Raw genomic sequence first — 26,708 nt, forward strand, 5'->3', positions numbered from 1 at the left:
AACAAGAGGCATCGCTTGGTACGAGGGCCTTCGTCCAACTCTCGCAAAAGGAGAAGAACGATGAATCAGGTCTATCACATTCGTCCTGTGTTCACCGAGGCTATCTGGGGCGGCCAGCAGCTCATCGAGAAGTACGGTTACAAGACGGACCTCAACAACATCGGCGAGAGCTACAGCGTCATCGCCATGAAGGACCATCTGGACTGCGAAGTCGCCGAGACGGGCGAGAAGCTTTCTGACTTCTAGGACGAGCACGACGACCTGTTCCAGAGCGGCACTCCCATCATGCCCGTGAGGGCGGCTATGGAGCTGCACGAATGCTCGCATGTCCGTGCAGCTCCATCCCAGCGACAAGTATGCCCTGGCTCACGACGGTCGTCTCGGAAAGCCGGATGGCGTCTATATCGTAGAAGGCAAGGGCACGGTCGAGTTCGGGCACTATGCCAAGACGCGCGCCGAGTTCAAGGACATGGCCGAGGAAGGCGCATGGAACAGCCTGCTCAGATACATCAACGTGAAGGCTGGCGACTTTCTGAACATGCCGTTCAACACCCTGCATGCGCTGGGAGCAGGCATCATCTACCTCGAGTTCTCCCAGAACGCAGACCTGACCTACCGGCTCTATGACTACAACCGCACGCACCTGGATCCCAAGACCGGCAAGCCTCGCGAGATGCATCGCGAGAAGGTCATCGAGTGTGTGAACATCCCTGACGCAAAGACCAAGGTCGAGAGCCTCAAGACCGTCACGAATGACGGCTGCACGATCACCTCTCTCCACAACGAACCTGGTGTCTATACCTGCGGGAAGATCGAGGTCGCCGATAAGGGCGAGTATGAGCGTGACCAGTTCTACTTCCTGACCTGTATCGACGGGGCTGGCACGGTCAATGGAATCTCAATCAAGGGTGGCGAGACGTTGCTCGTGCCATGCGGTTTTGGCAAGGTCTCGCTCGAGGGCGACTTCGACCTCACGTATCTCACCTACCTGAGACCATAAGAGAACGAGCGGCGATTAGTCCCACCGCATCAAAGGGTCGACGGACGGGCTGCTCTTGAGCGGCATCGGCCACAGACTTTCCGCCTGGGCACCCTGACTCGGACCTTCCCCCGTCCGTGCCAGGGTGCCCTCGTCATGTCTCGTTCCCCGCCAACAGGTCATGTGCGGCACATCACCCCGCCGTCCCCCGCCAGGCACCCGGCACGCACGCGGCAAGGGCATCTGCCACGGCCGACTTGTCGTCCACGCAGCCCCGCTCGACCCAGCGGCGGAGCACCATCGTGAACCCGGCCTGGAAGAATACCAGGTAGTAGGTCATGAGCCCCTCGTCGGTGACGCCCGCTGCCTCGCAGCGCGGCCTCACCACCTGGTCCATGATCTGGTCGAGGCCCTGCCTGAGCGGGAAGTCATGACGTAGTGGCAGCGTCACCCGATAGAAGTAGGCGTGGTCGGCCACGTGCTCCAGGAAGGGCACGAACGACTCCGCCGAGAGCGCCTCCACGCCCGTGGCCGGATAGCGCCCGAGAAGCTCGCCGTGCAGATAGTCCTCCATCTTTCCCAGCATGTCGGGGATGTCCTGGAAGTGTGCATAGAAGGTCGAACGGTTGACCTCCGCCGCCTCGCAGACGGCCCGGACCGTGAGACGCCTGGTCGGCGCATCACGCATGAGTGCGAGCGCACGTCCCTCGATGCGGGTCTCGGTCTGCCGATAGCGCGCGTTGTTCTTCCTGTTGGCCATCGCTCCCCCATTAACACGACACTTATCGTTATATTGCTGATCGTAGCGCTTCGCCGCCTCGCCCAGACTTGAGTCATACAAGCCGGCGAGAGGAGAGCGCATGCGCGGAGCGATCTATCGAGGCAAGGAATCCGTCGAGGTACGGGACCTGTTGGACCCCGTCTGTGACGACCAGGGCGTCGTGGTGGCCAACGTGCTCGCAAGCGTCTGCGGGACCGACGCCGCCGTCTTCGCGCAGGGCCCCGGCACGGGCCACAAGGTCGACGTGGATGGCGAGTTCGGGCACGAGGTCGTCTCGCGCGTCATCGAGGTCGGGAACGACGTCCGCGACCTTGCCGTAGGCGACCGGGTCTATCCCTATCCCCTCCTCGCCAAGGACGACCCACGTCGCGCTGGCACGATGGGTGCCTTCTCGCAGGAGATGCTCGTCCCGCGCGCGCTTCTCGGCCGCTCCCTCTATAAGGTGCCGGACTCGATCGACGACCGCACCGCCTGCCTCATCGAACCGTTCACGGTAGGTTGCCGAGCAGCGCGGAGGGGGCGGCCCATGCCGGGCGAGAAGGCCGTCGTGTACGGCGCCGGCACCATCGGCATCGCCGTCGCCATCGCGCTCGTACACTTCGGCGTGGATGACGTGCTCGTGTGCGACCGCTCCGACCTTCGTCTCTCGAAGACCGCTGACCTCGGGTTTTCCGTCTGCGACGTCGACAGGGAGGACCCGTACGCGGCCGCCTCGGAGATCTTCGGCACGGCGCCCGGACTCGCGGGCGCATCCGCGGACGTCGACCTCGTCATCGACGCGGCCGGGAGCCCGACCGTCCTCGACGCCTTCATGGGCCAGGCCAAGATCGGGTCGCGCTTCGTCAGCGTGGCCGTGAGCAAGGGGCTGCGCCAGGTGGACCTGCTCGGCCTCACCTACGCGCAGAAGAGCATCATCGGATCGGGTGGCTACATGCCCGAGGACGTGGCCGACGTCATGGCCATCATGACAAGCGGCCAGTGGGACATCGCCTCGATCATCACGCACGAGTATCCCCTCGAGAGGATCGACGAGGCCCTGCGCCTCGCAGGCGATCCCTCGCGGGCCCTCAACGTGACCATCACGCTTGGGGACGTGCCCCGATGAGGGCCTTCGTGAGGAACGGGCTCGACGCCCTCGCCAGGGCGAGCCGGGCCATATCCTCCCAGCGCACCGAGGCGAGCAGCCGCTCGCTCCACCTTGCCAGCCTGTCGACCACAGGAAATGCCGCCATCGGCATCGTGAAGGTCCTTCTCGGGCTGCTCGCACTCTCGGCCTTCGCCTGCGTGAACGGTCTCTACACCATCGCTGCGGTCACGTTCTTCGAGATCGGCAGCAACATCTACGGGTTGGCTGCCACCAAGGGTGGCGATGACCTGCCGCTCCATGTGATACGAGCCATAGGCCTCGCGACATCGCTGGTCTCGCTCGTGCTCACGCAGACGGCGCTGCTCTCCATCGGCGGGACCGGGAGCCATGACCTCTCGTCGAGCGGTCTGCTCGGTCTGCTCGTCGGTTCCGCGGCAGCAGCCATCGCCATCTTCGAGATCGTGAAGTGCCGGCAGACGGCACATGACCTCGGCACGCACGTGCTCGGATAGGCTCCATGCGGACGGCATCGCCGACCGTCGACAGATCAGACGACAAGACAAGGGAGAGAACAATGACAAGGACCAACTATGTGACGCTCGTGCTGGGGACCATCGGAGGGGTGCTGTTCGCGCTCGGAATGTGCATGTGCATGATCGAGGAGTGGGGCACGTTCGCCCAAGGTGTGACCCTGGGCATCGCGGGGGCCGTGGTCCTCGTCGCGATGTGGCTCGTACGGCGCCACATGCAGGGCATGGCCTTCTCCGCGCCCGACACCCGCACCGTGCTCGCCGTGGCAGTTGGCGTCATCGGAGCGGCGCTGTTCGGCGTGGGTGTGTGTCTCTGCACCGCCTTCGGCAGGATCGGACTTGGCGTGGTGGTTGGCCTTGTCGGTATGGTGGTCCTTCTCGCCCTGGTACCGCTCACGAAGGGGCTCAAGGCATAGGGCCCCTACTCGGCAGGCCGCGGCGACACGTCACCCGCAAGGCCCCTATACTGGGCTGCGACGGGAATCCGCACCGACCGAGGGAGCATGCCATGCATCGCACAACAGCAGGGAAGCTTGTGGCCGTCCTTATCGGCTGCGCCTTCGCGACGGCCCTCACGGGCTGCGCCTTCAAGACCGATGGCACCACCGCGGCCACCACCTCGGCAGCCACCACCGACCAGGCCGAGGAGGCCATCTCGCCCGAGACCGAGCCGGCATCTGTGGATGCGACGACGGCCACGACGGATGCCACGACCGACCAGGCGACCACGGCAGCCACCACCTCCGATGCCGGCACCTATACCGTCACTGGCGACTCCTCCCTGGTCCCCGCCGACCTCACGCGCATCCTCGCCTCGAGCACCTCGACCGAGGTCTCCGTGGCCTACATCGAGCTCGACCGTGACACCGTCTCCTCGACCGCAGCGGCGTCCGCAGGGACGTCAGCGGCCACGACGTCCGACACGACCCAGACAAGCGCTCGCTATTCCGTGAACGGCGACAAGAGGCTCGTCTCGGCCAGCATGATCAAGCTCGTGATCCTCGAGACGGTCTTCCAGCAGGCAGACGCCGGCACGATCAGCCTCGACGACGAGATCACCATCCACGCCGCAGACATCGTGGGCGGCTCCGGCATCATCCAGAACATGGGCGGCGACGTCACACTCACGGTGGAGGAGCTCTGCAACTTCATGATCTCGTCCAGCGACAACGACGCCGCCAACGCCCTCATCGACCTGGTGGGCATGGACTCCGTGAACTCCGAGGCCTCGCGCCTGGGCCTCGCCTCGACCTCGCTCCAGCGCAAGATGATGGACACCGCGGCCGTGGAGCAGGGACGCCAGAACTACACCTCGGCCAATGACATCGCGACCCTGCTCGAGTCCATCGCCAAGGGCACCTTCGTGAACGAGGCGTACAGCAAGAAGGCCGAGCAGTACCTGCTACTGCAGCAGGACACCACCGGCCTGCGCGCCGGCATCCCCAACAACGTCACCGTGGCCTCCAAGACCGGCGACCTCGACCGCGTCTACAACGCCGGCGGCATCGTCTATACGTCGAAGCCCTACATCGTGGTCGCGATGGTGAACGACATGGCGGTCGACCAGGCGCGGAGCCTCGTGTCCAACATCGCCACGGCGACCTACGCGTCCCACGAGGCGCACTCGTAGGGCAGCCCCGCCAGGTTGCGCCACCACCGCCGAACCCTCATACTTGCAGGTAATCGTAGGTGCTGTTCAAGACGGGAGACTGACGTGGCAAACATCCAAGACGTTGCGAAGCTCGCCGGCGTCTCGGCAGGAACCGTCTCGCGCTACCTCAATGGCTACAAGCTCAAGGCCGAGAACAACGAGCGCGTCGAGGGCGCCATCCGCGAGCTCGACTACCATCCCAACAACCTCGCGCGCGGCCTCAGGTCGAACCGTACCAACTCCATCGGCCTGCTCATCAGGAACATGCGCAACCACCTTGCCGCCTCGATCGTGGCCCAGGTAGAGATCCAGATGGAGCTCCACGACTACAGCATCATCCTGTCAGGCTTCCTGAACGACCCGCGCGTGTTCGAGCGTAGGCTCGAGCTCATGCTCTCGCACAAGGTCGACGGAATCATCCTGTTCGAGGGCCAGTCCACCTGGCCGGGGTCACGGCTGCTCGAGGACGTGGGCATCCCCGTCATCTCGATCAACTCGCCCTATGAGCTCCCGAGCGTCAACTCGATCCTCGTGAGCGACCGCGAGAGCTCCGCCGAGGTCGTCACCCGCATGATCGAGTGTGGACACGACCAGGTCGGCATCATCGCCGCGCCTCAGGACGAGTACGTCGCCTGCGAGCGGCTCGGTGGCGTCTATGACGCCTTCGCGCGCGCCGGGCTTCCCAAGGACCACGCGCACGTGCGCTTCGGGGACTTCTCACCCGAGAGCGGCTACAAGGCCATGCGTGGCTTCCTCGAGGAGGACCACCTCGACGCCGTCTTCGCATGCAACTACAAGATGGGCCAGGGGGCCCTGCAGGCGTCAGCCGAGCTTGGCCGACGCATAGGCGAGGACCTCTCGTACGTCACCTTTGACTACTTCGACACGAGCGACGTCTTCTACCCGGCGCTGACCACCGTCTGCCCACCCGTCGAGGAGATGGGCGACGTGGCATCGCACCAGCTGCTCGAGCACATCGGTGACGGGACCCTCGCGACCGGCGAGACCGTCACCATCCCGCACAAGATCACCTGGCGCCATTCCATCGTGGGAGACGGGCTGGACCAGCAGACGGTCCGCTAGCCCAGCCACGACCCACGTCCCTAGGCCGCGTGCTCTGCGAGCGCGATGAACTTCTCGGCTAGGATCTGGAACGTCTCGGCACTCATGAGCTGGTCCTCGGCATGGATCAAGAGCAGCCCTGCCGGCACATGGTCGCCAGAGGCCTCCTGCTGGATGAGCTCCGCATGCTTCGCATGCCCCGCCGAGAAGAACCCGGCGCCCTCGGTGACCTTTGCCTTGGCAGCCTCCACGTCGCCCTCGGCGGCGAGGTCGATGGCCTCGATGAAGCTGCTGCGGGCAGCGCCCACGCTCGATATGATCTCGAAGCAGACGAGGTCCGTGCCCTCGATGTCGTCCATGTTGTCTCCTTCACATGCGTCGCACGCCCTCAGGCGTGCGACGCGTTCTCTACGTTCATGGTCGTGGGGCCGGCCGAAGACCGTGCTAGTCCTCGGCAGCGGCCAGGGCGTCCATGCCATGCGAGGCGACCTCGCCGGCACACGCCTCGATCCCGTGGAGCACGCGCCTCATGCGCTTCTTGGCGCTGTGCCGCCAGGCGAGACCGACGAGCTTGTAGTTGAGGTCGTTGCACGTGGTCGAGCCCACGAAGCCCTCCTCGTAGGCGACCTCGATGCCGCCGCCGTCCGCAGGAGTGACCTCGTAGGCGACCGTGTTGGTGCCCTGCCCGGACACGATGCGTGCGGCATAGGCCGCAGGCGGCTCGAAACGCGTCACCTCGACGGAGGTGCGCTGGTCGTGGCCGAGCTTGTCGCGCAGCGACGTCTGGTAGGAGAAGCCGGTCCGCACGTCCGACGAGGTCGCCGGGATGCCGGCCGAATGGGCCGCATAGGCCACCGACCGCGCCACTGCCGAGAAGAACTGCTCGGCGCTCACATCGAGGTGCTCGATGACGACGATGCCCTTGTGCCCATGGCCGCTCATCGACAACGCCCCTCTCGGGCAAGTGAGACTCCGCAGGCGACGACGATGACGAGGCCACCTATGATCATGGGGTAGTTCGCCCCTGCCCACGGCACGTCGATGGTGCCCGACAGGACCACGAACAGGAACCCCACGCCCATGAGGAACGTCTTCCAAGGGCTTCTCGTTGAGAGCATGTGACCCTTCCCTTCTTCTCCCCGCGCTGGCGTACGGCAGGCCTGCAGGACCAAGCCTGCCGTACGCCTTGCGGACGGACTACCGGTCGGTGCTTCGGACTACTCCTCGGCAGGCACTGCGGCCTCGAGGTTCGCGTTGCCGGCAGCGGCAGCGGCCTTCTCGGCCTCCTCGGCCTTGAGGGCCTCCTCGGCCGCCTGCTGGCGGTTGGCCAGCATGACGAAGGGCGTCCAGATGACGAATGCGATGCCCAGGTTCAGGAACGCGACCAGGGCGGCGGCGATGCTACCACCCGTGGCGAAGAACGCGTACAGGCCGACGGGCATGATCCAGGGGACCTGGATGAAGACCGGCGGGATGATCCCGGCGTAGGTGAACGCCATGGCGACGCATGCCGTCAGAGGGGCGACGACGACCCAGGGGATCAGGTAGAGCGGGTTCAGCACGATGGGCATGCCGAAGATGACCGGCTCGTTGATGTTGAAGATGCCCATGGGAGCTGCGATCTTGGCGATGGCCCTGGAGTCCTCACGCTTCGAGAAGAGGAAGACCGCGATGAGCATGGCCAGGGTGATGCCGGAGCCACCCATCATGGTGTAGGCGTCGAAGGAGCCGCGCGTCCACATGTAGGGCATCTGGGCGACGTCGTGCGTGGCGTTCCACACGTCGAGGTTGGCAAGGAGCGCCGGCGTGTAGACGCCCTCGATGATTGGCGAGAGGACGTTGGAGCCGTGGATGCCGAAGAACCAGAGCAGCTGCATGAGGAACTCGACGAGCACGACGCTGAAGACGCTCTGCGACAGGCCCAGGAGCGGCTGCTGGATCCACTCGGTGATGAGGTCGTTGGGATAGGCCCCGAAGAAGACGACGCAGAGCTGCGTGATGACGCCGGCCACATAGATGGCGATGATGCCGGGGATCATGGCCGTGAAGGCGTTGTTGACCGCGGGCGGGACCGAGTCAGGCAGCTTGATGGTGATCTTGGCCTGCATGAGCTTGACGTAGATCATGGTGCAGCCCAGGCCGAAGATGAGGGCCGTGAACAGACCCGTCGCGCTGGTGAGCACGGTCGAGATCGTACCTGGGGCGATCACGTTCTGGAGCGTGACCACGCCATCGACTGACACGGCATCGAGGCCGGCGGCCTGGAGGGTGCCCAGAGCGCTCTCGCTCACGTTCTCAAGCGCGTAGTCGAACGTGGTCGAGAAGTTCATCGTCGCAACCACGGACGCGAACGAGATGACACCTCCCGCGATGGGGTTCACGTCATAGGACTTCGACAGGTGATACCCCAGGGCGAACGCGAAGCATACCGCGAACACCGAGATCGAGCCGTTGTAGACGTTCGCGTTGACGTTGATGAACTGGGCCATCGACTCGACGAACGCATTGCCCTCTCCCCACCAGATGTTCGGCAGGTCGCGCACGAAGACGTTGAGCAGCACCGCGATCGAGCCGACCATCGTGACTGGCATGATCGAGATGAAGCCATCGCGGATGGCGACGAGGTGGCGCTGGCTGCCCACCTTGGTCGCGATCGGCATGAACTTGGTCTCCATCCAGTTCATGAATCCTTGCATGTGTGACGACATGAACACTCCCTTCAAACTCCCCCTGAATTACCGAACAGATACGCGCCTAGTTCTTGCCGAGCAGCGTGAGCGCCTGGTCAAGGACCTTGGAGCCGTCCATCATCCCGTAGGTGGCCATGTCGATGACCTGAACGGGCTTGTTGGGATCGAGTGCCTGCATCTTGGTGAGCAGGAAGCGGACCTGGGGACCGATGAGCATGCAGTCGGCCTTCTCGAGCTCGGGAGCCGCATTGGCCTCGGCGACGGCCCAGATCTCGGCATCGACCCCGCGCTTCTCCGCCTCCTTCTGCATCCTCGTGACCAGGAGACTCGTAGACATCCCGGCTGAGCACACGAGCAGTATCCGTACCATGTGAAACAACTCCCTTCGTCTGGTGCCACCTGTGTGGCACATGGTCAAACGCGAGGCCCGAGGCATCGGGCCCTTCGAGCCCTACTCGGCAAGTCGTGCCGCGGCCTCAGCCGCAGCCTCCTTGCCCACGAACTGCGGAAGATAGGCCGCATGTGCCTTGATGAGCTCGTCCACGACCTGGTTGGCCAGGGCGTCCGAGGGGCACAGCGGGTTCATGTCGAGCGCGGCCACGGCCAGGTCGCGGTCACCCGTGACGGCGGCCTTGACGACCATGCGCTCGAAGCCCTTCATCATCTGGACCGAGCCGGCGATCTGTGGCTTGAGCTGACCCGTCGAGAGGGGCTCGGCTCCCCCGGCCGTGATGCGGCTCGCGACCTCGACGGCAGAGTCGTCGGGAAGTCCCTCGATGGTGCCGGCGTTGCGGACGTTCACGTACTGGATGTCGCCCGTGTCGTTGTGGATGGAGTTGATGAGGCTGCAGGCTGCGTCGCTGTAACGGGCCCCGCCGCGCTTCTCGAGCTGCTTGGGCTTGACGTCGAGGTCCTTGTTCTCATAGAGCTTGAAGAGGTCCTTCTCGAGCCCGGCGACGACCTCGCCGCGGACGCGGCCCTCCTTGAACTCCTCGAGCTCCTCGGCGAGCTGCTCCTTCGTGAAGAAGTAGTAGTTGTGATACGGGCAGGGAATCGCATGGATGCCACGGATGAAGGCCGGCGAGAAGGGCAGCGACACGAAGTTCTTCATGGAGAGGGCCTCGTCGGCGGAGATGTTCGCGTAGCGCTCCACGGCCTCGTCGATCACCGAGACGCCGTCGACGCGCACGTCGGTGGCATAGACGAAGTGATTCACTCCCTGGAGCTCGAGCGTGAGGTGGCTCTCGTCCACGCCCATGACCTTGGCCATGCCCGCGACCATGTTGATGGGCACGTTGCACAGGCCGATGGCCCTCGTGAAGTCGGTGTAGTCGAGGACGGCCTCCTCGATCATGCCCGAGGGGTTGGTGAAGTTGATCATCCAGGCCTCGGGGCAGAGCTCCTGGACCTCACGCACGAAGCCGAGGATCACCGGTATCGTCCTGAAGGCCTTGAACATGCCACCCGCGCCGTTGGTCTCCTGGCCGATCATGCCGTGCGAGAGCGGGATGCGCTCGTCGAGGATGCGGGCTGGGAGGCGCCCCACGCGGATCTGGCTGGTCACGAAGTCGGCACCGTCGAGGGCGGCGCGGCGGTCCTCGGTGAGGACGACCTTCATGGGAAGGCCGGCATGCTCGACCATGCGCTGGGCAAGGGCACCCACGCTGGCGAGCTTCTCGCGACCCTCGGGGATGTCCACGAGCCAGAGCTCGCGTACCGGCAGTGAGTCATAGCGCTTGATGAAGCCCTCCACGAGCTCGGGGGTATAGCTCGATCCCCCGCCGATGGTCGCGATCTTGAGTGCGTCCTGTGACATGTCGCTGCTTCCTCTCCTCTGGGGGCCGGCCCTTGTGCCCGCCCATGGTATTGAATCGATTCATTCACGTTCGAAGTAACGGGCCGGTGGGCGCGCTCCCCCAGTCCGGCCCTGGGATGCGTCAGACGAAGAACCCGAAGTGCTTCCACGAGTCCAGGAGGTCCAGGAGGATGCACTCCTGCGGGGCCAGGTGGGCCACGACGTTCTTGCTGCCGTCGTTGGGCATCGGGCTCAGCGCAAGCTGGAGCTCCCCCTTGTAGCGCGTCGAGCGCTCGTTCACGACGATGACGCTGCCCGGATGGATGTCATGCGTGTTGTGGGGCGCGATGTCGGCGTCGGCGTAGGCGATGCGGCACTGCGTGCTCCTGGCCGCGTAGTCCGAGAAGTCGCCGCGGACCATGTGAGGATAGTCGAGCATGATGGCCCTCTCGACCTCGGTCGGGTCGTCCTCGAGCTCCACGTGGAACATGATCCGTGAGGGGTCGACCGAGCCGAGGCCCTCGAGGTCCTTTCTCGCTCGGGAAGCAGTTCGCCACCATCACGTCGTCGATGAGGCCGAGGGCGAAGAGGTGACGCGCCTGGAGGCTCATCGGCATCCCGCGGTGGCACTCGAGCGTGCAGAGGCCGTTGCGCACGGGCCAGGGGCCGAAGGCCGTCCGGTCCGGTGCCGAGATGAAGGCGGCGAGCTCGAGGCCATAGCGCTTGACCTCACGCGACGACTCCATGAACCGCTCGAGGCCCAGGCCGCTGAACCGCTGGGGATAGTAGTTGTGGCAGGCCATGAGCCGGTCGGTGTTGGGGTCGTGGCGCATGACCGCATCAAGGGTGCCGTCACAGGTGCTCGCGTTGAGCTCGATCGAGAGACCCTGGGGGTTCCTGGTCATCTCGGCCACGGCCGCGGCGTCGAACGCCTCGTCGAGCCTGATGGCGTCGGCATGGACCTCCGAGAAGAACGACAGGTCCGAGTAGTCGATGCCAAGCTTCTCGAAGGTCGAGGGCGCGACGTCGAGGCAGACCTCCATGCCGTTCTCGTGCGCGAGGTCATCGAGGGCGGTGAACTCGCTCATGACGCGCTCCTTGGGGGCGTTGGCCGAGAGCAGGCAGCTGAAGACGCGCGTGAACCCGTGCTGGGCGGCGGCCTCGATATAGGCCGCGTCCTTCTCGGGCGTGGAGTTCTCAGGATAGATCGAGATGCCGAGCTTGTGCATGAACCTCTCCTTTTGGGTCGGGTCGGTGGTGATGCGAGGCGTCTGGCCTTGGGTCTGTCTCTGGCTCCTGCGTGAGGGCAGGCGGGCGATCCTGCAAGGTCTGCACTTCTAAACTGAATCGTTTCAAGTGAATAGTACTCTGCAGACCTGCACCGCACAACTCGTCATTCTTTGAGATGGCATCACTCTTACAGCATTTACCAGGACTTTTACTTATCCAACGCAGTTTGCTCATGTCAGATGCATCCACGAACGGTGCATCGGTGTAACTTGAACGGTAATTGAACTTATGCGGGCGATTCAAAAGCAGGACGCGCCCACAAGCTCTCGCCTGCGGGCGCGTCATGTGCGTGCGACCTCTCCCCTACCTTTCGCTGTTCGACCTGCGAGTGACCAGGCGAGCAAGGGTGACCAGGGCGATGCCGACGATTGCGAGGAGGGACGCTGCCGCCGGGCCTTGGTCCCCTGTCTTAGGCAGGGCCGTCGTGGGGGTCGCAGGGGTCTTGGGAGATTCGGCTGCAGGGGTGGCCGTGGTCTCGGGAGCGGCGACCTCAGAGGTCTCGGGCGTATCTGCCACAGTGGTCACGGGAGTCTCGACCGCAGGGGTGGTCGAGGTCTCGGGCGTCGTGGCCTCAGGCGTCACGGGAGTCGTCGGAGCCTCGGGCGTGGTGACCTCAGGAGTCTCAGGGGTGGTCGGAGTCTCGGGCGTATCAGGGGTGGTAGGGGTCTCCCCGTCCCCGCCCTCAGGTGACGTCGGGGTCTCGGGAGTGTTCGGGGTATCCGGCGTAGTCGGGGTGTCAGGGGTCTCGGGAGTGTTCGGGGTATCCGGCGTGGTCGGGGTCTCGGGCGTGGCCGGGGTATCAGGAGTCTCGGGCGTGGTCGGGGTCTCGGGCGTGGCCGGGGTATCAGGAGTCTCGGGCGTGGTCGGGGTATCCGGCGTGGTCGGGGTATCCGGCGTGGTCGGCATCTCAGGCGTGGTCGGGGTATCAGGCGTCTCGGGTGTGGTGACCTCAGGAGTCTCGGGAGTGGTCGGCGTCGTCGGAGTCTCAGGCGTGGTCGGCGTCGTCGGGGTGTCAGGAGTCGTCGGAGTCTCAGGCGTGGTCGGGGTGGTCGGGGTGTCAGGAGTCGTCGGAGTCTCAGGAGTGGTCGGGGTGTCAGGAGTCTCGGGCGTGGTGACCTCAGGAGTCTCGGGAGTGGTCGGCGTCGTCGGAGTCTCAGGCGTGGTCGGCGTGGTCGGGGTCTCAGGGGTCGTCGGAGTCTCGGGCACAACGAGCTTCTTGCCCTTATAGGCCCACATATGTCCCTCGCCCCTTGACTCGACGGACTTGGCGACGACGCATCCGTTGTAGTCTCCGCAGACGATGCTCACGTGGGCATTCGGGGCAACGACATGGCCCGTGAACGAGTTGGAGGATGACGTGACCTCGGTCGCGTTCGGCAGCGCGAAGACGATGCCAGCCCCCGCACTCGACAGCTCCACGCCCGAGGGTGCCGTACCGTTCAGTGTGACGGCCGGGATGATGAACGAGGCGTTGCTGGAGTACAGGATCGCATCGTCGGCAGAGTCGCCCTGGACGTCCATGCTGGAGAAGGTGATTCCAGAGACGTCAAAAGAGTAGCCACTCTGGACCACGAGGCTGCCGTTCGAGTAGGTGTAGTGGTCCTTGGCAAGGGTGGCGTCGGCAGATGCTTCGACCTTGATGATGTCGGCAGCCTGCCCGAGGGCCGCGGCCTGCGCCGTGAGGCTTGCCGTCTGCGAGTGGTCGATGAAGCTGTCGGTGTATTGCACCGCGTACGCATCGCTCCTCACCGCTCCGGTCGAATCGATGATCCAGAAGCTCTTCGAGCTGTTGGCCGTCCCCGCATAGAAGGAGAGCTCGTCATTGTACATGTTGACGTTGCCGCCACCGATGTTGGCGACACCGCCGATGTAGGATGCGACGCCATGGGGCGCACCAGCGATGTTCCCATAGCTCAAGCCGCCGAGGTAGCCCTTGAAGTCGTCACCGACGATGACAGGGCCCACGACGTGCTGTCCCTCGTAGTTGCCGTCCGTAAAGACGTTGTATCGATTCAATATATAGCCAAGGCTATAGGTACCGTTATAGGTCGCGGTGATGTTCCCGTTCGCGTCCCTACCGTAGTAGGCCTCATACGTATCGGTGGTCTGCAAGCCGTCCGTGCTGGCCGCATATGCCTTGGGGGTCATGGCGCACACGAGCGCCAGCACGAACGCCAGGACATAACACCAAGCTCGCGATACATGTAGGTTCTTCTCCGTGGCCCTAGCGTCTTTGCTCATGTCCGTCGCTTTCTGTCGTGGTGTGCTCCGCTGGGAAGATACTATACGTGGCGGAATCGCTCCCATATCGTTCCGTAGGCAATATTTGAATCGGTTCAAGTATTCTTCATAATTACTTTCAGGGAACACCTGCGGGTTACCATCGCCAGGCAACGTACCTGCCGCCGCGCATTGCCTGCCCTGGGTGACCCTGGCAGGGCCCCGCCCCGCCAACGCGGGTTACCATCGCCAGGCAACACACCCGCAGCCTCGCGTTGCCTGCCCTGGGTGACCCTGGCAGGGCCCCGCCCCGCCAACGCGGGTCACCATCGCCAGGCAACACACCCGCAGCCTCGCGTTGCCTGCCCTGGGTGACCCTGGCATGGCCCCACCCTGGCAACGCGGGTCACCATCGCCAGGCAACACATCCGCAGCCGCGCATTGCCTGCCCTGGGTGACCCTGGCAGGGCCCCGCCCTGGCAACGCGGGTCACCATCGCCAGGCAACACATCCGCAGCCTCGCATTGCCTGCCCTGGGTGACCCTGGCAGGGCCCCGCCCCGCCAACGCGGGTTACCATCGCCAGGCAACACACCCGCAGCCTCGCGTTGCCTGCCCGAAGCGACCCGCTCCGGCCTACACCACCTGTGGCTTTACACCAGCGCGCCCTGCATCCAGATTTCGCACATATGCGATGGGTAGGTATCAAGATATCAACGTGACCATGAAGGGGTGTTGCTGTGCGTACTCTTGCGCATTCGTTTGACGTGGAGGCATTCGTAGCGAGACAGAAGAAGGGCTACTTTGCGCCGTTCACCTGGGCGTTCTGGCGAAGCCTCCTGGTGAGCTTCTGCGTCTTCTGCATCGTGGGGCATCTGCTCGAGTTCCCCTACTGCTGGTTCATGACCTCCATCGGCGTGTCCACGAGCGGCTACGCCCTCTGGACCGACCCGTGGTTCCATCCCTACTGGGTGTACGGCATCGGAGCCGTGGTCATGACGCTCGCGCTCGAGCCCTTCAAGGACATGCTGTTCCGCCATCGCAAGACCACCTGGGGCGCGCTCCTCGAGACCTTCGTCATCATGACCCTGCTGGCCATGGTCATGGAGCTCGTCATCGGCCTCATCGTGAACCAGCCCGATGCGGCCGGCGTCTACCCCTACTGGGACAACTCCCACCTGCCGCTCAACATCATGGGCCAGGCATGGCTCGTGAACGACGTCGTGATCGGCATGGTCGCGATGCTCTACCTGTGGGTGTTCTATCCGCTCATCTGCGAGGCCCTGGCGCACCTCAAGCCCCTTCGCAGCAACGTCGCCTTCGCGAGCGTCATCATGGGCTTCACCGCGCTCTGCGTGACGTCCTATACCCTGCTTGCCCTGGCAGCCTAGCTGGCCACGCTGCCCCAGAGGTTCGGACGCACCCCCGCCGCAGCCATCTGCATCGGGGGTGCGTCGTTCTTCTCGACGATCACTGATGCGCCGAGAACCACGACAGGGTGATGCCCATGTAGCCCTGCGCGCCGATGTTGGTGCCACCCATGTCGAAGAGGTGGTTGGCATAGGCCACCTTCACGAGCTTGTTGTCCACGCCAGCCTCGGCGAGCCTTTCCTGCAGGGTGTAGCTCTGCGTGGGCGAGACGGCCGTGTCGTGGTCGCCCACCATGATGCAGGTCGCGGGCGAGTCGGAGCCCACGTAGTTGATCGGCGAGAGGGATGCGTACAGCTCGGGGTCCTCGTCTGGCGTGGTGCCCATGTAGTCGCCCACCATCTGGTGAGCGGCGTCGGTGAAGAGCGGATAGTCGTTGGTGTAGCAGGCCGCCATGTCCGTCACCGGGTACAGGACGCTCACGGCGTCGACCTTGGGCAACGTGGTGCCACCCGCCTCCCGGTAGGTGCCGTCGCAGATCTTGTAGGCGAGGTCGAGGCCGAGGTTGCCGCCAGCGGAGTCACCGATGACATAGAAGCGGTCCGTGCTGCCGCCGTACGCGGCGACGTTGTCCTGGATCCAGGCGACGGCATAGGTGAGCTGCTGCTCGACCGTCGCGGCACCATGGAACTCGGAGGACGACAGGTCGTACTCCGCAGAGACCGCCACATAGCCAGTCCTCGGCGAACTGCTCGAGGTACGCCTCGCCCTCCTTGCGCGACCCACCGCTCCAGCCGCCACCATGGACGTAGAGCACCACCGGCTTGTCCGTGGCCCCATCGTCCACGCGGTAGACGTCCAGGAGGGAGTCATCGCTGATCGTGTCCTCGTAGCGCTCGGTGTCCATGGTCACATCAGAACGGTCGGCCTTGCCCTCATAACTCGCGAGCAGGCTGGCATCGCCGCCGGAGTCATTGATCGAGAAGAGCTCCGTCGCGGCGAAGTAGACGCCGCACGCGAGCGTCACCAAGGAGACGACCCACAGCGCACCGAAGAGACGGCCGCCATGGAAGTGCGCCACGAGCACGCAGACCAGCGTCACGACCGCCACGAGGGGTACCCAGGCCTGCATGTTCCCGACCGTGAGCAGGTTGGCGAACGTCCCGATGCAGGGAAGCCCCTGCCACAGCGTGCCAAGGGCGAGCAGCGCGTCAACCACCACGAGGGTCACGGCCACGACGCTCAGGGCCACATAGGCCATCTTCTTCGCCACGTTATTCTCCCCTGCTCGGATTCGCGTACCAGTTGGATGTACCCGAAGGGGAGCCTGGGCACGCACAGAGATGCCGCCGAGCGCCCGATCGTCGCATCCCATGGTAGCGACCCGGGAGGCGGGGTACCTTCCAAGCAACGGAAGCGAGAGGAACGGTCCCAAGGGAGGCATATGGACTTCGTCAAGGCGACATCGGCAGACCTCACAAGCGTGAGGGTGCTCTATCGGGACGTCATCGACCAGACGCCCCAGCTGGACCAGCATGCGCGGTGGAAGCACGGCCTCTACCCGACTGACGCGCTGTTTGCCAGCTTCATCGAGGACGGGTCCATGTACCTGCTGGCAGACGGAGGCACGGTCGTGGCCGCGATGGCGATGAGCATGGGGCAGGAGGAGGACTACCACGAGGTGCCTTGGCAGGTCGACGCCGCAGACGACGAGGTCGCCGTCATACACCTCCTTGCCGTGAGGCCGAGCCGGCAGGGCCAGGGCCTCGCGAGCCGTATGATCGACGAGGCCGTCCGCCTCGCGCAGGATGAGGGCAAGCGGGCCGTGCGCCTGGACGCCCTGGCCACCAACACGCCCGCGCAGCGGCTGTATGCCTCGAAAGGCTTCCAGCCCAGGGGGAGACAGAACCTCTACGCCGAGAACACCGGCTGGACGGACTTCCTCTTCTTCGAGCGCGCGACCTGACGACAGGGGCCGCACCCACGGGGCGACGTATCGCCCGTCCGACGCTCGCGCGCCTCGACGCACCGACCGACCCGACCCGACCACGAGAGCCTACCTGCACACGCCCTCCAGGACGAGAAGGGCCTCCTTGCGCCCGAGGCCCGCGGCATATCCCACGAGGCTGCCGTCCGACCCGACCACCCTATGGCATGGCACGAAGACGAGCAGCGGGTTCCTCCCGACCGCGGCCCCGACGGCCCGCGCCGACGCACGCCGGCCGCGCGCCACGCCCAGACGGTCGGCAATGGCCCCATAGGTGGTCGTCCGGCCTCGGGGGATGCCGACGAGCTCGCACCAGACCGCCTGTTGGAAGGTGGTCCCATAAGGCGCGACCGGCGGCAGGGGACCAGGGTCGACACCTGCGAAATAACGCCCCAGCCACGCAACGGCCCCATCGAGGACGGGGACCTCGCCGCCCACCGCCTCACGGCAGGCCCCGACGTTCGCCCGGTCATGCGCCTGCCCGTCGAACCAGGACCCGACGAGCGCGCCGCCCCGCTCGGCAAGCGTCATGGGTCCCAAGGGAGACTCGTGGCCGATGAGCGACGTGACCTCCCCGATGCTCGACCCAACCTCGTTCCTCTCGGCTGCCTTGGCCATGCATGCCCCTCCCTGCGCCGTCCTTCGCCGTCCGTTGGCATCCATGAAACCACATCCACCGACGAATGGCGCACGTGACCGAAAGGAGGGAGCAGCAGGCCCATGACCACCATACCCGGCGATATCATCTGACGCATCAGGTTCCTACGACATCGTCCCAGGGCGCATTCGCACAAGCTGCAAGGTCAACGTGAGGAGTCAGCATGCCGGACAAGAAGAAGGGCCTCTTCAAGGAGTTCCGAGAGTTCCTGGACCAGGGCAACGTCATGGGGATGGCCGTCGGCATCATCATCGGCGGCGCGTTCACCGCACTCGTGACGGCGCTCATCACCGACGTCATCAACCCCATCATCACCATGGCGACCGGCGGCACCGGCTCGGCGTCAGGCCTCGCGATAGCCATCCCCGGCTCCGACCAGGTGATCGACTTCGGCGCGTTCATCTCGGCCATCATCAACTTCGTCCTCATCGCGTTCGTCGTCTTCATGCTCGTGCGCTCCTACAACAAGGCCAAGGCGGCAGCCGAGAAGGTCAGGAGCGGCTGGGGCGAGGAGCCGGCCGATGCCCCTGCGGCACGCACGTGCCCCTACTGCGGCGAGGAGATCGTCGACGACGCCGTGCGCTGCCCCCACTGCACGTCGGTCCTGCCGAACGCCAGCGCGACTGACATCTCGGCCATGGGCGGCACGAGGTAGCGGCAGCCGACAAGACCGCCGCACAACCATCCCCCAGCCACACTGGCCGAAACCTCGGATTAGCTGACCTGAGGCTCGGTATGCTCTTGTTAGCACATGACCGCAGAGGAGGTGCGCCATGTCGGTCACGGTACTCTATGCGGAAGTCTGCATCATCTGCATACTCTTCCTGCTGCTCATCGCCCTGAAGGCAAGGCGCTCTGCGTTCCCGCAGTCCCAGCGGCAGAGCTACCTCGCCGTCTGCTTCACGAACATGCTGCTCTTTGTCGTGGATGCCTGCTGGATCTTCGTGGACAGCGATGCCGCGCTCTCCTCCCCTGCCCTGAACTGGCTGTTGAACGGCTTATATTACATCCTCGGATGTCTCGTCAGCTACTTCTGGTTCTGCTACTCGGAGTCAGTCCAGCAGTCGAGGTTCGCACGCGACAGGCGCTGGCACCTCGTCGCATTCGCGCCCGCACTGATACTGATCGCGCTCACGTTCCTCACGTACTGGACCCATTGGCTCTTCTATGTCGATGCGGCCAACCAGTACCACCGCGGCCCTGCCTACCTCCTCCAGGTGGTCGTGACGTACGGGTATGTCATCCTCACGGCGACCAAGGCGTACGTCCTCTCGAACAGGACGAACGACTATGCCAGGAGGATGGAGCTGAGGACCCTGTCGACCTTCGTAGTCCCCAGCGTCATCACCGGGGTCTTCCAGGTGCTCTTCCCGCGCTATCCCATCCTGTGCGTAGGCAACACGTTCGGCCTCCTTTACGTCTACCTGACCCTGCAGGCACAGCTCGTCTCCATCGACGCCCTCACCAGGCTCAACAACCGAAACCAACTGTTCCAGTACCTGTCGGTCAGACTCAGGCGCGACCAGGGCGACAAGCCGCTCTACCTGCTCATGATCGACGTGAACAAGTTCAAGGCGATCAACGACACCTACGGCCACATCGAAGGGGACAAGGCGCTCAGGCTGGTCGCCGATGCGCTCAGGAAGGCGTGCAGCCGCCGGGGCTTCTTCATCGCGCGTTACGGCGGGGACGAGTTCACCGTCATATGCGAGCTCGACAAGGACCAGTCCATCCTGGACGTCCACAAGAGAATCGATGCCGCCCTGGCCGAGGTCGAGACGCCCTACCCCCTCACCGTCAGCATCGGGTCCGCACGGTACACGAGCGACGTCACGTCGCGGCAGGACCTCATCGCGCGGGCCGACGAGGAGCTCTACAAGGCCAAGGCCGCGCTCGCACGTTAACGGCTGTCGGGAAGACCTGACGGGACAGGCGACCCGCCGTCCCGCATTCCCTTCTCGTCGCACGACAAGGCCCTGTCAGCCGCATGCGCCACCGCCGAGCGGGCCATGGTCGGACGGCGTGCCTACCCCCTCCTGCGGCGCAGGACGAGGGCACCCCCGAGAAGGGCTGCAGCGGAGAGGGCAATCGGGGCCGCAGGCAGCGTCTCGTCGGCCGTCTTGGGCACGACCTGCGAATCCGTCCCCTGGACGTCGTCCGCCTCGGTGGTCGACGCCTCGGGGGTCGTGGCATCAGGCGTGTCGGGGCTCGTGGGCGTCGTGGGCGTCGTGGGCGTGGTGGGCTCCGCATCGATCTGCGTCGCCCGAAGGATGAGGACGTCGTCGTCATAGGCGGAGCTCCCCATGACGTAGAGCCATCCACCCGACGAGGCGGCACACGAGTAGAAGATCGGCTCGTAGGCCGCCCGCTTGCCGAAGTCGACGAAGCTTGTGGCGCCATCGGACAGGACGTAGGTGTCCGCGTCCGCGAACGTCGTGTCCGTGGAGTCCGCATAGGCAAGGACACCGCTGATGATGACGCCGGCCGATGTGGAGGCAATCCCATACGTGCCATGGATTATCTTGGTCGCGGACAAGGCATCCGCCATCACGCTCGGTAACGACGACGCCAGGTCGGTCGTGGTCCAAGAGCCGCCATCGTTCGTCACGCGCGCCATGCCGCTGGTGGTCCCGATGCCCACGCTCGAGAACGACTTCCCCTGACACACGTAGATGCTCGACCCATCAACCGCGATCTTGGGCATCAGGTCCTCTGTCGCCAGGCTGGCGACGGGCTCGACCTGCCCGGACGCGAGGTCGAGCGTGGCGACATCATCCTTCTGGAGCGGCACCACGGAGGTCCCGAAGGCCGCCATACCGGAATCTTCGAACCCAGAGGCCCCTCCCACAAGGACCAACTGCCCCGAGACGTCCGCGATCGATGCCATAGGGGGAACGTTGGTGGCATCGAGCGCCTGCCAGGTGTCAGAGGCGAGGTCATACGAATAGAGGTGCGAGACGAGCGTCTTGGCCGTCCAGTCCAGCACGGCGCCGCATGCGATGACCTGTCCGTCGTGCATGGTGACCGAGAGCGAGTTGAGGGTGTCGGGCAGGTCCGCACACTGCTTCCAGGTGCCAGCCGAGGCGTCATAGCGCCAGACGTGCCGATAGCTGCCTATCTCGTTCGACGTCCCCTGGTCAGACTGGTAGTACGCCTTGAACTGGTCCTGGGTGAAGACGAGGAGCCCCCCGTCGACACCGAGCATCTGGTTGTCCATGCTCGAGTCCGAGAGTTCCGAGGGCATCGCTATGTCGCGCTCGAAGAGCGGCTTGTCGCTCGCGGACGAGAGGTCCATGAGGAACGCCTTGGTGCAGGTACCGGCAGACGTCGTCACGCTGACAGGCAGTACCCCGGACGTGAGGCCGTCGGGGGCCTTCACCACGATCTCGCCGTCGGACCACGAGACCACCTCCGCAGCCTTCGAGGCGATCGTCACGGAGCCGGAGGATGTGAAGTCCGAGCCCTCGATCTTGACCTCGGTGGGATCAGACCCGTCCACGACCGCGGCCGTCGATATGACCGGCAAGGTCTTCTGTGCCGTCACCGAGAGGTCGATCTGACCGCCCGACGTGCACATCCCCAGGAACCTACCGTCGTATTGGTTCACATGGGACTCGACCCAGGCCACACGGTCACGCGCGAGCTGGGCGCGCAGCTCGACGGGAGCTGCGTTATCGAGTCCCTGGTCCTTCGCCGCCACGGCGGCCGCACCGCACACCATCGGGGCGGCCATCGATGTTCCGGACAGATAGAGGTATGGCGTCATGCTCGTACCGAGCGAGCATCGGTCGAGATAGATCGAAGGCTCCGCGGCCGTCCCATCATCCATCACCAGGACCTCTACCGTCATCGCCCCATCGGCGTCGCGGGCGATCGTCTGACCATCCGTCAGCAAGGTGCTGGTGTCAGCGTACAGGTTCAACCACTCCGATCCGCCAGCGAAGGAGGCCGCACCTTTGTACGTGCTCCAGTCAACGGTCCCATCAGCCGCCTTCACGGCGACTCGGACCAGGATCAAGCGCGCGGTCGTATCTCCCGCTGCGCGCTGAAGGACGTCGCATCCAAACACCACGGAGTCCTCATATCCGCCCATGGGGACCTTGAGATAGGTCGCTCGGCACGAAAGGCTCCCGTAGCCGGAACTGACGTCATCGGTGGTCTGGTCGTCGTAGGCAACGCACAGGGACTGCGCTCCCTCGGCATAGAGGTCCGTGCTCCTCTGGCCCACCTGATCTGTGGCCGCAAGGGTGGTGAGATCGAAGCTCTTATAGGCCTTGATCTGGTCAGTCGTGCCCTGCTCATAGGTGTCGCTCACGAGCGGGTTCCCATCGAGCGCGGAGACGTACGTGGCCGCGCCCCTCCCCGTGGCATCCTGGGAGGCAGTCGAGAGGATACCGACACCAGGTGCCATCACGTTGGTCGTCGACTGGCCGAAGTTGTACGCGTTCAGGCCGTTCTTGTTGGTGGCATCCACCACGATTGCGTAGGGATTGTCCTTCAGAGCGGAGCTCGGCCTGGGGTTATAGCTCGAGTCGGAGCCTTCGTTGCCCGAGGAGAACACGCTCACGACGCCCTTCTCGCCCAGCTGGGTGACGAGGAGGTCGAGCGTCTTGGTGATCTCCCGGTCTCCCCAGGAGTTGTTGACGGCGACCAGGTTGAGCCCGTTGTCGACGCACTCGGAGAGATACGCATACCCACGTGCCAGCGCGGCGAGGGTCAGCGCACCGTCAGAGTTATAGACCTTCACGCCGCAGAGCTTGACGCCGTTCGCGACACCGCTCGTCCCATAGCCGTTCCACGCGGCAGCAATGGTGCCCGCGCAATGGGTGCCATGCCCGCCTTCGTCGGTGATGTCCTTGGGGTCACCAAAGCCGGACACGTCGATGCCGTGGGGACCGCCGTCGGAGTTGTAGGTCTCCATGTCATCGAGGACCACGTCCTCGAGGTCCGGGTTCGCGCAGTCGATCCCCGAGTCCATGACCGCCACCACGCCTGCGGCATTCTCCTCGCCGGTGGCGCCCCAACCAGGCGAGTTGATGTCGAAGCCCACGTAGGACCTGCCGTCATACATGGTCGACCCGTCGTTGTCCATGGCCCACTGGCACGACGTGCCGTCCGCCAACGAGGAGGCACTCGAGAACGGGAGCCCCGTGGAGGAGCTCGTCGCCAGCTCGCCCTGGAGGGAGAGCGTCGTGGAGCTAGCGGAGCTCGTGGCCGTCGTCGCGTCACCCGTAGCGGACGTGGAAGCCTGGACCACATAGTTGGGCTCGACCATGAGGATGCGCGGGTCATCCCAGAGGGCATCGAGCATCTGCTCGCAGGTCATGTCGGGGTTCGAGATGAGGATGACCGTCACGGTCTCGTCCTCCGCGGAGGCCGCCACCGACTCGTCGGTCGCGACGGCGTAGGTCGAGGCAGTGGTGTCGAGCAGGGACTCGGAGGAAGCATCGGAGGAGGATGCGAACCAGTCGTCGACCGAGGCATACCTGCCGTACACGGTCGCCACGACCTCGCCCTGCGTGTAGTCGCCCTCGGCCAGGAGGTCGGCGATCTGCGTGTCCTTGTCGGATGTGGTCGATGTGCTAGCCGTGGTCGAGTCGGACTGCGTCTGCGCGACCGAGGTCGAGGCATCCGTCTGCGAGGAGGTCGCGTCGGCGTGGGCGCTGACCGGGACCCCGGACAGCACCAGCACCACGGAGAGCGACGAGACGAGCGACGCGCGGAGCGAGGCGGGACGCACGAGATGACGAGTAGGCATGATGTCCCCGTTCGTTCAGGTTAAAAGCATCCTTAGCAGCATATCAGTCGATCAGGGAAATACCCCCCGTTATCAGCGCCGCCAAAGACAGACGGCGCGAGAGCCCTCGCGAAAGGGCCCCAAAAGAGGATGGTGCCCGTGCCGCTAGTTGGAAGTCGAAGCCACCAGTCGCCCAGACTTGGTGCGGAATCGAGGCAGACATGCTCTACTCCAGCTTTTGCATACGTGGGACCAAGCCTCCCTTCCGGGGCATCCTCAAGTACAAGGACGAGGACGGTGTCTGGAAGCAGACCTCCGTGACCCTCGAGGCGAGGGGCAAGGCCGCGGCGAGGCGCGAGCTGCTCGAGGCCCGCGACGAGCTCGAGGAGCGGACAACGAGGGAGCTCGGCCGCGCCAGGAGGCGTAACCAGAGCGTGGGCTCGTTCATGGACGAGTACGTGGACTCGCTGGAGGGGTCGCAAGCCATCGAGCGCTCCACCGTGACGGCCTACCGCTCCATCACCGAGCACATCCGGGAGGGCATGGGCGACATCATGCTCCTCGACCTCAGGCACGACGACATCCAGCGGTGGGAGAACGGCCTCAACGCGCGCGGGCTCAAGCCGGCCACCGTAAGGAAGGCGCACGTGCTCCTCAAGAGCGCGCTCAAGCAGGCGGTGATGCTCGAGCGGCTGGACAGGAACCCGGCCGAGGCCGTGCGGCCGCCCAAGCTCCCCGCCTACTCCCCCAACGCGCTCGACGACGCACAGCGGCGCAGACTCATGGCGTTCCTCGACCAGGGCGCACCCACCACCACGAACCTGGCCGTGAGGATGGCCCTCATGACCGGCCTGCGGGAGGGCGAGATCTGCGGCCTCAGGTGGTGCGACGTCGACCTCGAGGCACGCACACTCTGGGCGCGGCAGGCGATAGCCCGGGACCACGGACGCTTCTACGTGAAACCGCCCAAGACCGCGGGGAGCATGCGCGACATCCCTATGCCCGCGGACCTTGTCGGCCTCCTCGACATCAGGCGCAGGACGATGCTGGAGGGCTGCGTCGAGGCGGGTGTGCAGCTCGACGGCGGCCTGGGCCAGCTCTACGTCCTCGGGGGCGTGGACGGGTCGTTCCTGCACCCGCACGAGGTCTGGCGCCAGTGGAAGGCGATAGCGTCGTGCCTCGAGCTCATGGGCACACAGGGGCGCGTCCCCACCTTCCACGACCTCAGGCACACCTTCGCCACCGCCGCCATCGCGGAGGGCGTCGACGTGAAGACCGTGAGCTCGATCCTGGGCCACACCAACGCCGCCATGACGCTCAACGTCTACGCGAGCGCGGACCCCACCGCCAAGCGTGCCGCCGCCGAGACCATCGGCGAGGTCATGGGCAGGAGGCCCGAGCCGACCGGCGAGGTCGTGCGGTTCAGGGTGGCAAGGTGACGGATAAGACTCCTAACAATCGCATGACAGCAGGACGTGCCAATCGCACCGAGCGAGTCATGAGTTGCTATGTCAAAGCTAACATGTTTCCGTTATACTATTGGCATGACGAAACTCGATGACATATACGAGGCGACAGCGGACACCAGGGGCATGATTACCTCCCAGGAGGCACGCGAACTGGGCATCTCCAACAATGAGCTCGTGCAGTTCGCCCACCGAGGCAAGCTGACACGACTCGGGCAGGGCCTCTACCGCGTCGAGTGGTACTCCCCCACCGAGGAGGACCCTTATGCCGAAGCTGTCGCGCTCGCCGGGCCGGACGCGTTCCTCTGGGGCGAGTCCGTCCTGGGGCTCCTCAAGCTGGCCCCCACCAACCCCGCCTACATCCAGGTCGCCACCACGAGGCGCGTGCGGCGCACCCTCCCGCCCCACATCCGCCTCACGCACGTGGAGGAGGGTGCCCCCGTGACGAGCTACGTCGGGATCCCCTCCCAACCCGCGGCGGATGCCATCCGCTCCTGCATGGGCCACATGATGCCCGAACGCCTCGCCGAAGCGGTCGACGAGGCCAAGCGGCTTGGACACATCACACCGGCAGAGGCCGACGACCTCCTGAGCGACCTAGGTGCTGCATGCCAAGACATTGTTTTCATATGACATAGGCCACCTCGGGGCGCCTGCCAAGGGTAACGGGCTTGACCGAGGGGCATCGCAGAGGCGGCTCAACACTACTTTTGTCTGCGGACGCGTTGAGGCTTAGTCCTTGAGCAACTCCGTGAGTTCTCTCACAAGAATGTCAACTGTGGTACATGGGTCACAGGTTGATGGCTTGGACAATCTCCCTACTGTCCGGTACGCTTCGCGTTCCCTACAGGCATTTGCTATAGCGAACTCGAGGTTCCCGTACTCGCCGACCAGCGAGTAGAGCCCTTCCTGGGCCTTCTTATATCCTTCGGCGCAGATGCCACGACCCTTGAATATGGCATCCAACTTGTCGCACCAGCCATTCCTCGAAAGGGCTGAATCGCAGTAATCAAAATATAGATAGAGCCAGTGCTCGAAGGATTGGTTGCTCCAAGCCACTTGATACCCATCGGCTTCGGCTAGGCTGATTGCCTCGTCAAAATTGTCAAAGTCATCTTTGTCGAAAACCACCCAAATATGCTGGTAGTCCTTACCGGGTTCACTGGCGATTCTCTCGGCTTCATGGACGAGGGCAATCGTACCCCGACCCTTTCCTTCAACTTGGACATCGAGGGTTCCTCCAAGACCTTCCTTTACCGTATTGGCTAGCTCCTCGAAGTATATGGGCTCTGTCTTTGTCCCCTCGGTAACGATGAGGTAGGACTCGGGGCTAACAGACTGAGTCCCCGCTTTGCGCCGGGGAACTTTTTTAGACCGCCGCTTCTTGAAGAGGTCATCGCTTCCCATA

General features: G+C 64.5%; 27 protein-coding genes. 13 read left to right on the forward strand and 14 right to left on the reverse strand.

Translation table 11 applies throughout. The features are described from left to right. Positions 1-60: 60 nt before the first annotated feature. Together LKE50_08310 and LKE50_08315 are read left to right on the forward strand one after the other, a co-directional pair. A complete protein-coding gene (locus LKE50_08310; GenBank protein MCH3968593.1) occupies positions 61-246 on the forward strand; it encodes a hypothetical protein in 186 nt (61 codons plus the stop codon). A gap of 79 nt (positions 247-325) precedes the next feature. Further along, on the forward strand, positions 326-1,000 hold the full coding sequence (locus LKE50_08315) for a class I mannose-6-phosphate isomerase (GenBank protein ID MCH3968594.1): 675 nt from the start codon (positions 326-328) through the stop codon (positions 998-1,000). A gap of 172 nt (positions 1,001-1,172) precedes the next feature. On the opposite strand, the gene LKE50_08320 is transcribed toward LKE50_08315, so the two are convergent. Next, positions 1,173-1,739 carry a TetR/AcrR family transcriptional regulator gene (locus LKE50_08320; GenBank protein ID MCH3968595.1) on the reverse strand — a complete coding sequence of 189 codons (567 nt, stop codon included), beginning with the start codon at positions 1,737-1,739 and terminating at the stop codon, positions 1,173-1,175. Between the two features lie 100 nt (positions 1,740-1,839). Here LKE50_08320 and LKE50_08325 point away from each other — a divergent pair, with 100 nt between their 5' ends. The 5 genes from LKE50_08325 to LKE50_08345 all read left to right on the forward strand — a co-directional run bounded on the left by LKE50_08325 (position 1,840) and on the right by LKE50_08345 (position 6,111). After that, positions 1,840-2,865: a zinc-binding dehydrogenase gene (locus tag LKE50_08325; protein ID MCH3968596.1), complete on the forward strand. Its 1,026-nt coding sequence runs from the start codon at positions 1,840-1,842 to the stop codon at positions 2,863-2,865. Continuing rightward, complete coding sequence (locus LKE50_08330; GenBank protein ID MCH3968597.1) at positions 2,862-3,359, forward strand: hypothetical protein; 498 nt, start codon at positions 2,862-2,864, stop codon at positions 3,357-3,359. Before LKE50_08325 ends, LKE50_08330 begins: the two co-directional genes overlap by 4 nt. A gap of 62 nt (positions 3,360-3,421) precedes the next feature. Next, positions 3,422-3,793 (forward strand): hypothetical protein, encoded by a 372-nt coding sequence (locus tag LKE50_08335; GenBank protein MCH3968598.1) that lies wholly within the window; start codon positions 3,422-3,424, stop codon positions 3,791-3,793. Between the two features lie 92 nt (positions 3,794-3,885). Further along, positions 3,886-5,007 carry a class A beta-lactamase-related serine hydrolase gene (locus tag LKE50_08340; protein ID MCH3968599.1) on the forward strand — a complete coding sequence of 374 codons (1,122 nt, stop codon included), beginning with the start codon at positions 3,886-3,888 and terminating at the stop codon, positions 5,005-5,007. A gap of 84 nt (positions 5,008-5,091) precedes the next feature. Further along, positions 5,092-6,111, forward strand: a complete 1,020-nt coding sequence (locus tag LKE50_08345; GenBank protein MCH3968600.1) for a LacI family transcriptional regulator — start codon at positions 5,092-5,094, stop codon at positions 6,109-6,111. Positions 6,112-6,131: 20 nt separating this feature from the next. Here the strand turns inward: LKE50_08345 and LKE50_08350 are convergent, their stop codons facing one another. From LKE50_08350 to LKE50_08390, 9 genes are all read right to left on the reverse strand, one after another. Further along, a complete protein-coding gene (locus tag LKE50_08350; protein ID MCH3968601.1) occupies positions 6,132-6,449 on the reverse strand; it encodes a PTS lactose/cellobiose transporter subunit IIA in 318 nt (105 codons plus the stop codon). An 85-nt stretch (positions 6,450-6,534) separates the two neighbouring features. Beyond that, positions 6,535-7,032: a DUF3284 domain-containing protein gene (locus tag LKE50_08355; protein MCH3968602.1), complete on the reverse strand. Its 498-nt coding sequence runs from the start codon at positions 7,030-7,032 to the stop codon at positions 6,535-6,537. Then, entirely contained in the window at positions 7,029-7,208 is a 180-nt protein-coding gene (locus tag LKE50_08360; protein MCH3968603.1) for a hypothetical protein, read from the reverse strand. Before LKE50_08360 ends, LKE50_08355 begins: the two co-directional genes overlap by 4 nt. 99 nt (positions 7,209-7,307) lie before the next feature. Next, positions 7,308-8,798, reverse strand: coding sequence for a PTS transporter subunit EIIC (locus LKE50_08365; protein ID MCH3968604.1), 1,491 nt, complete (start codon positions 8,796-8,798; stop codon positions 7,308-7,310). Between the two features lie 46 nt (positions 8,799-8,844). Then, positions 8,845-9,150 (reverse strand): PTS sugar transporter subunit IIB, encoded by a 306-nt coding sequence (locus tag LKE50_08370; GenBank protein ID MCH3968605.1) that lies wholly within the window; start codon positions 9,148-9,150, stop codon positions 8,845-8,847. A gap of 81 nt (positions 9,151-9,231) precedes the next feature. Beyond that, positions 9,232-10,596 carry a 6-phospho-beta-glucosidase gene (locus tag LKE50_08375; GenBank protein MCH3968606.1) on the reverse strand — a complete coding sequence of 455 codons (1,365 nt, stop codon included), beginning with the start codon at positions 10,594-10,596 and terminating at the stop codon, positions 9,232-9,234. Positions 10,597-10,717: 121 nt separating this feature from the next. Continuing rightward, positions 10,718-11,014: a DUF871 domain-containing protein gene (locus LKE50_08380; protein MCH3968607.1), complete on the reverse strand. Its 297-nt coding sequence runs from the start codon at positions 11,012-11,014 to the stop codon at positions 10,718-10,720. Next, the gene (locus LKE50_08385) at positions 10,902-11,804 is read right to left on the reverse strand and encodes a MupG family TIM beta-alpha barrel fold protein (protein MCH3968608.1); all 903 of its coding nucleotides are present in this window, start codon (positions 11,802-11,804) and stop codon (positions 10,902-10,904) included. Before LKE50_08385 ends, LKE50_08380 begins: the two co-directional genes overlap by 113 nt. 364 nt (positions 11,805-12,168) lie before the next feature. Next, on the reverse strand, positions 12,169-14,013 hold the full coding sequence (locus LKE50_08390; protein MCH3968609.1) for a choice-of-anchor A family protein: 1,845 nt from the start codon (positions 14,011-14,013) through the stop codon (positions 12,169-12,171). A gap of 811 nt (positions 14,014-14,824) precedes the next feature. On the opposite strand from LKE50_08390, the gene LKE50_08395 reads away from it, so the two are divergent. Next, positions 14,825-15,475: a putative ABC transporter permease gene (locus tag LKE50_08395; protein ID MCH3968610.1), complete on the forward strand. Its 651-nt coding sequence runs from the start codon at positions 14,825-14,827 to the stop codon at positions 15,473-15,475. 79 nt (positions 15,476-15,554) lie between these two features. On the opposite strand, the gene LKE50_08400 is transcribed toward LKE50_08395, so the two are convergent. Then, positions 15,555-16,181: an alpha/beta hydrolase gene (locus tag LKE50_08400; protein ID MCH3968611.1), complete on the reverse strand. Its 627-nt coding sequence runs from the start codon at positions 16,179-16,181 to the stop codon at positions 15,555-15,557. Positions 16,182-16,896: 715 nt separating this feature from the next. On the opposite strand from LKE50_08400, the gene LKE50_08405 reads away from it, so the two are divergent. Continuing rightward, a complete protein-coding gene (locus LKE50_08405) occupies positions 16,897-17,418 on the forward strand; it encodes a GNAT family N-acetyltransferase (protein MCH3968612.1) in 522 nt (173 codons plus the stop codon). A 90-nt stretch (positions 17,419-17,508) separates the two neighbouring features. On the opposite strand, the gene LKE50_08410 is transcribed toward LKE50_08405, so the two are convergent. Further along, a complete protein-coding gene (locus LKE50_08410) occupies positions 17,509-18,057 on the reverse strand; it encodes a methylated-DNA--[protein]-cysteine S-methyltransferase (protein ID MCH3968613.1) in 549 nt (182 codons plus the stop codon). A 203-nt stretch (positions 18,058-18,260) separates the two neighbouring features. On the opposite strand from LKE50_08410, the gene mscL reads away from it, so the two are divergent. Together mscL and LKE50_08420 are read left to right on the forward strand one after the other, a co-directional pair. Next, the gene (gene mscL, locus LKE50_08415; GenBank protein MCH3968614.1) at positions 18,261-18,752 is read left to right on the forward strand and encodes a large conductance mechanosensitive channel protein MscL; all 492 of its coding nucleotides are present in this window, start codon (positions 18,261-18,263) and stop codon (positions 18,750-18,752) included. A gap of 118 nt (positions 18,753-18,870) precedes the next feature. Further along, complete coding sequence (locus LKE50_08420; GenBank protein MCH3968615.1) at positions 18,871-20,001, forward strand: diguanylate cyclase; 1,131 nt, start codon at positions 18,871-18,873, stop codon at positions 19,999-20,001. 122 nt (positions 20,002-20,123) lie between these two features. On the opposite strand, the gene LKE50_08425 is transcribed toward LKE50_08420, so the two are convergent. Next, positions 20,124-23,855, reverse strand: coding sequence for a S8 family serine peptidase (locus tag LKE50_08425; GenBank protein MCH3968616.1), 3,732 nt, complete (start codon positions 23,853-23,855; stop codon positions 20,124-20,126). Positions 23,856-24,055: 200 nt separating this feature from the next. On the opposite strand from LKE50_08425, the gene LKE50_08430 reads away from it, so the two are divergent. Further along, positions 24,056-25,273 (forward strand): site-specific integrase, encoded by a 1,218-nt coding sequence (locus LKE50_08430; GenBank protein MCH3968617.1) that lies wholly within the window; start codon positions 24,056-24,058, stop codon positions 25,271-25,273. Between the two features lie 153 nt (positions 25,274-25,426). Next, positions 25,427-25,933 carry a hypothetical protein gene (locus tag LKE50_08435; GenBank protein MCH3968618.1) on the forward strand — a complete coding sequence of 169 codons (507 nt, stop codon included), beginning with the start codon at positions 25,427-25,429 and terminating at the stop codon, positions 25,931-25,933. Between the two features lie 99 nt (positions 25,934-26,032). Here LKE50_08435 and LKE50_08440 read toward each other — a convergent pair whose 3' ends face one another. Next, entirely contained in the window at positions 26,033-26,707 is a 675-nt protein-coding gene (locus LKE50_08440) for an RloB family protein (GenBank protein ID MCH3968619.1), read from the reverse strand. Position 26,708 lies beyond the last annotated feature (1 nt).

The sequence above is a fragment of the Atopobiaceae bacterium genome, from assembly GCA_022483015.1.
Taxonomy (GTDB): domain Bacteria; phylum Actinomycetota; class Coriobacteriia; order Coriobacteriales; family Atopobiaceae; genus JALCUE01.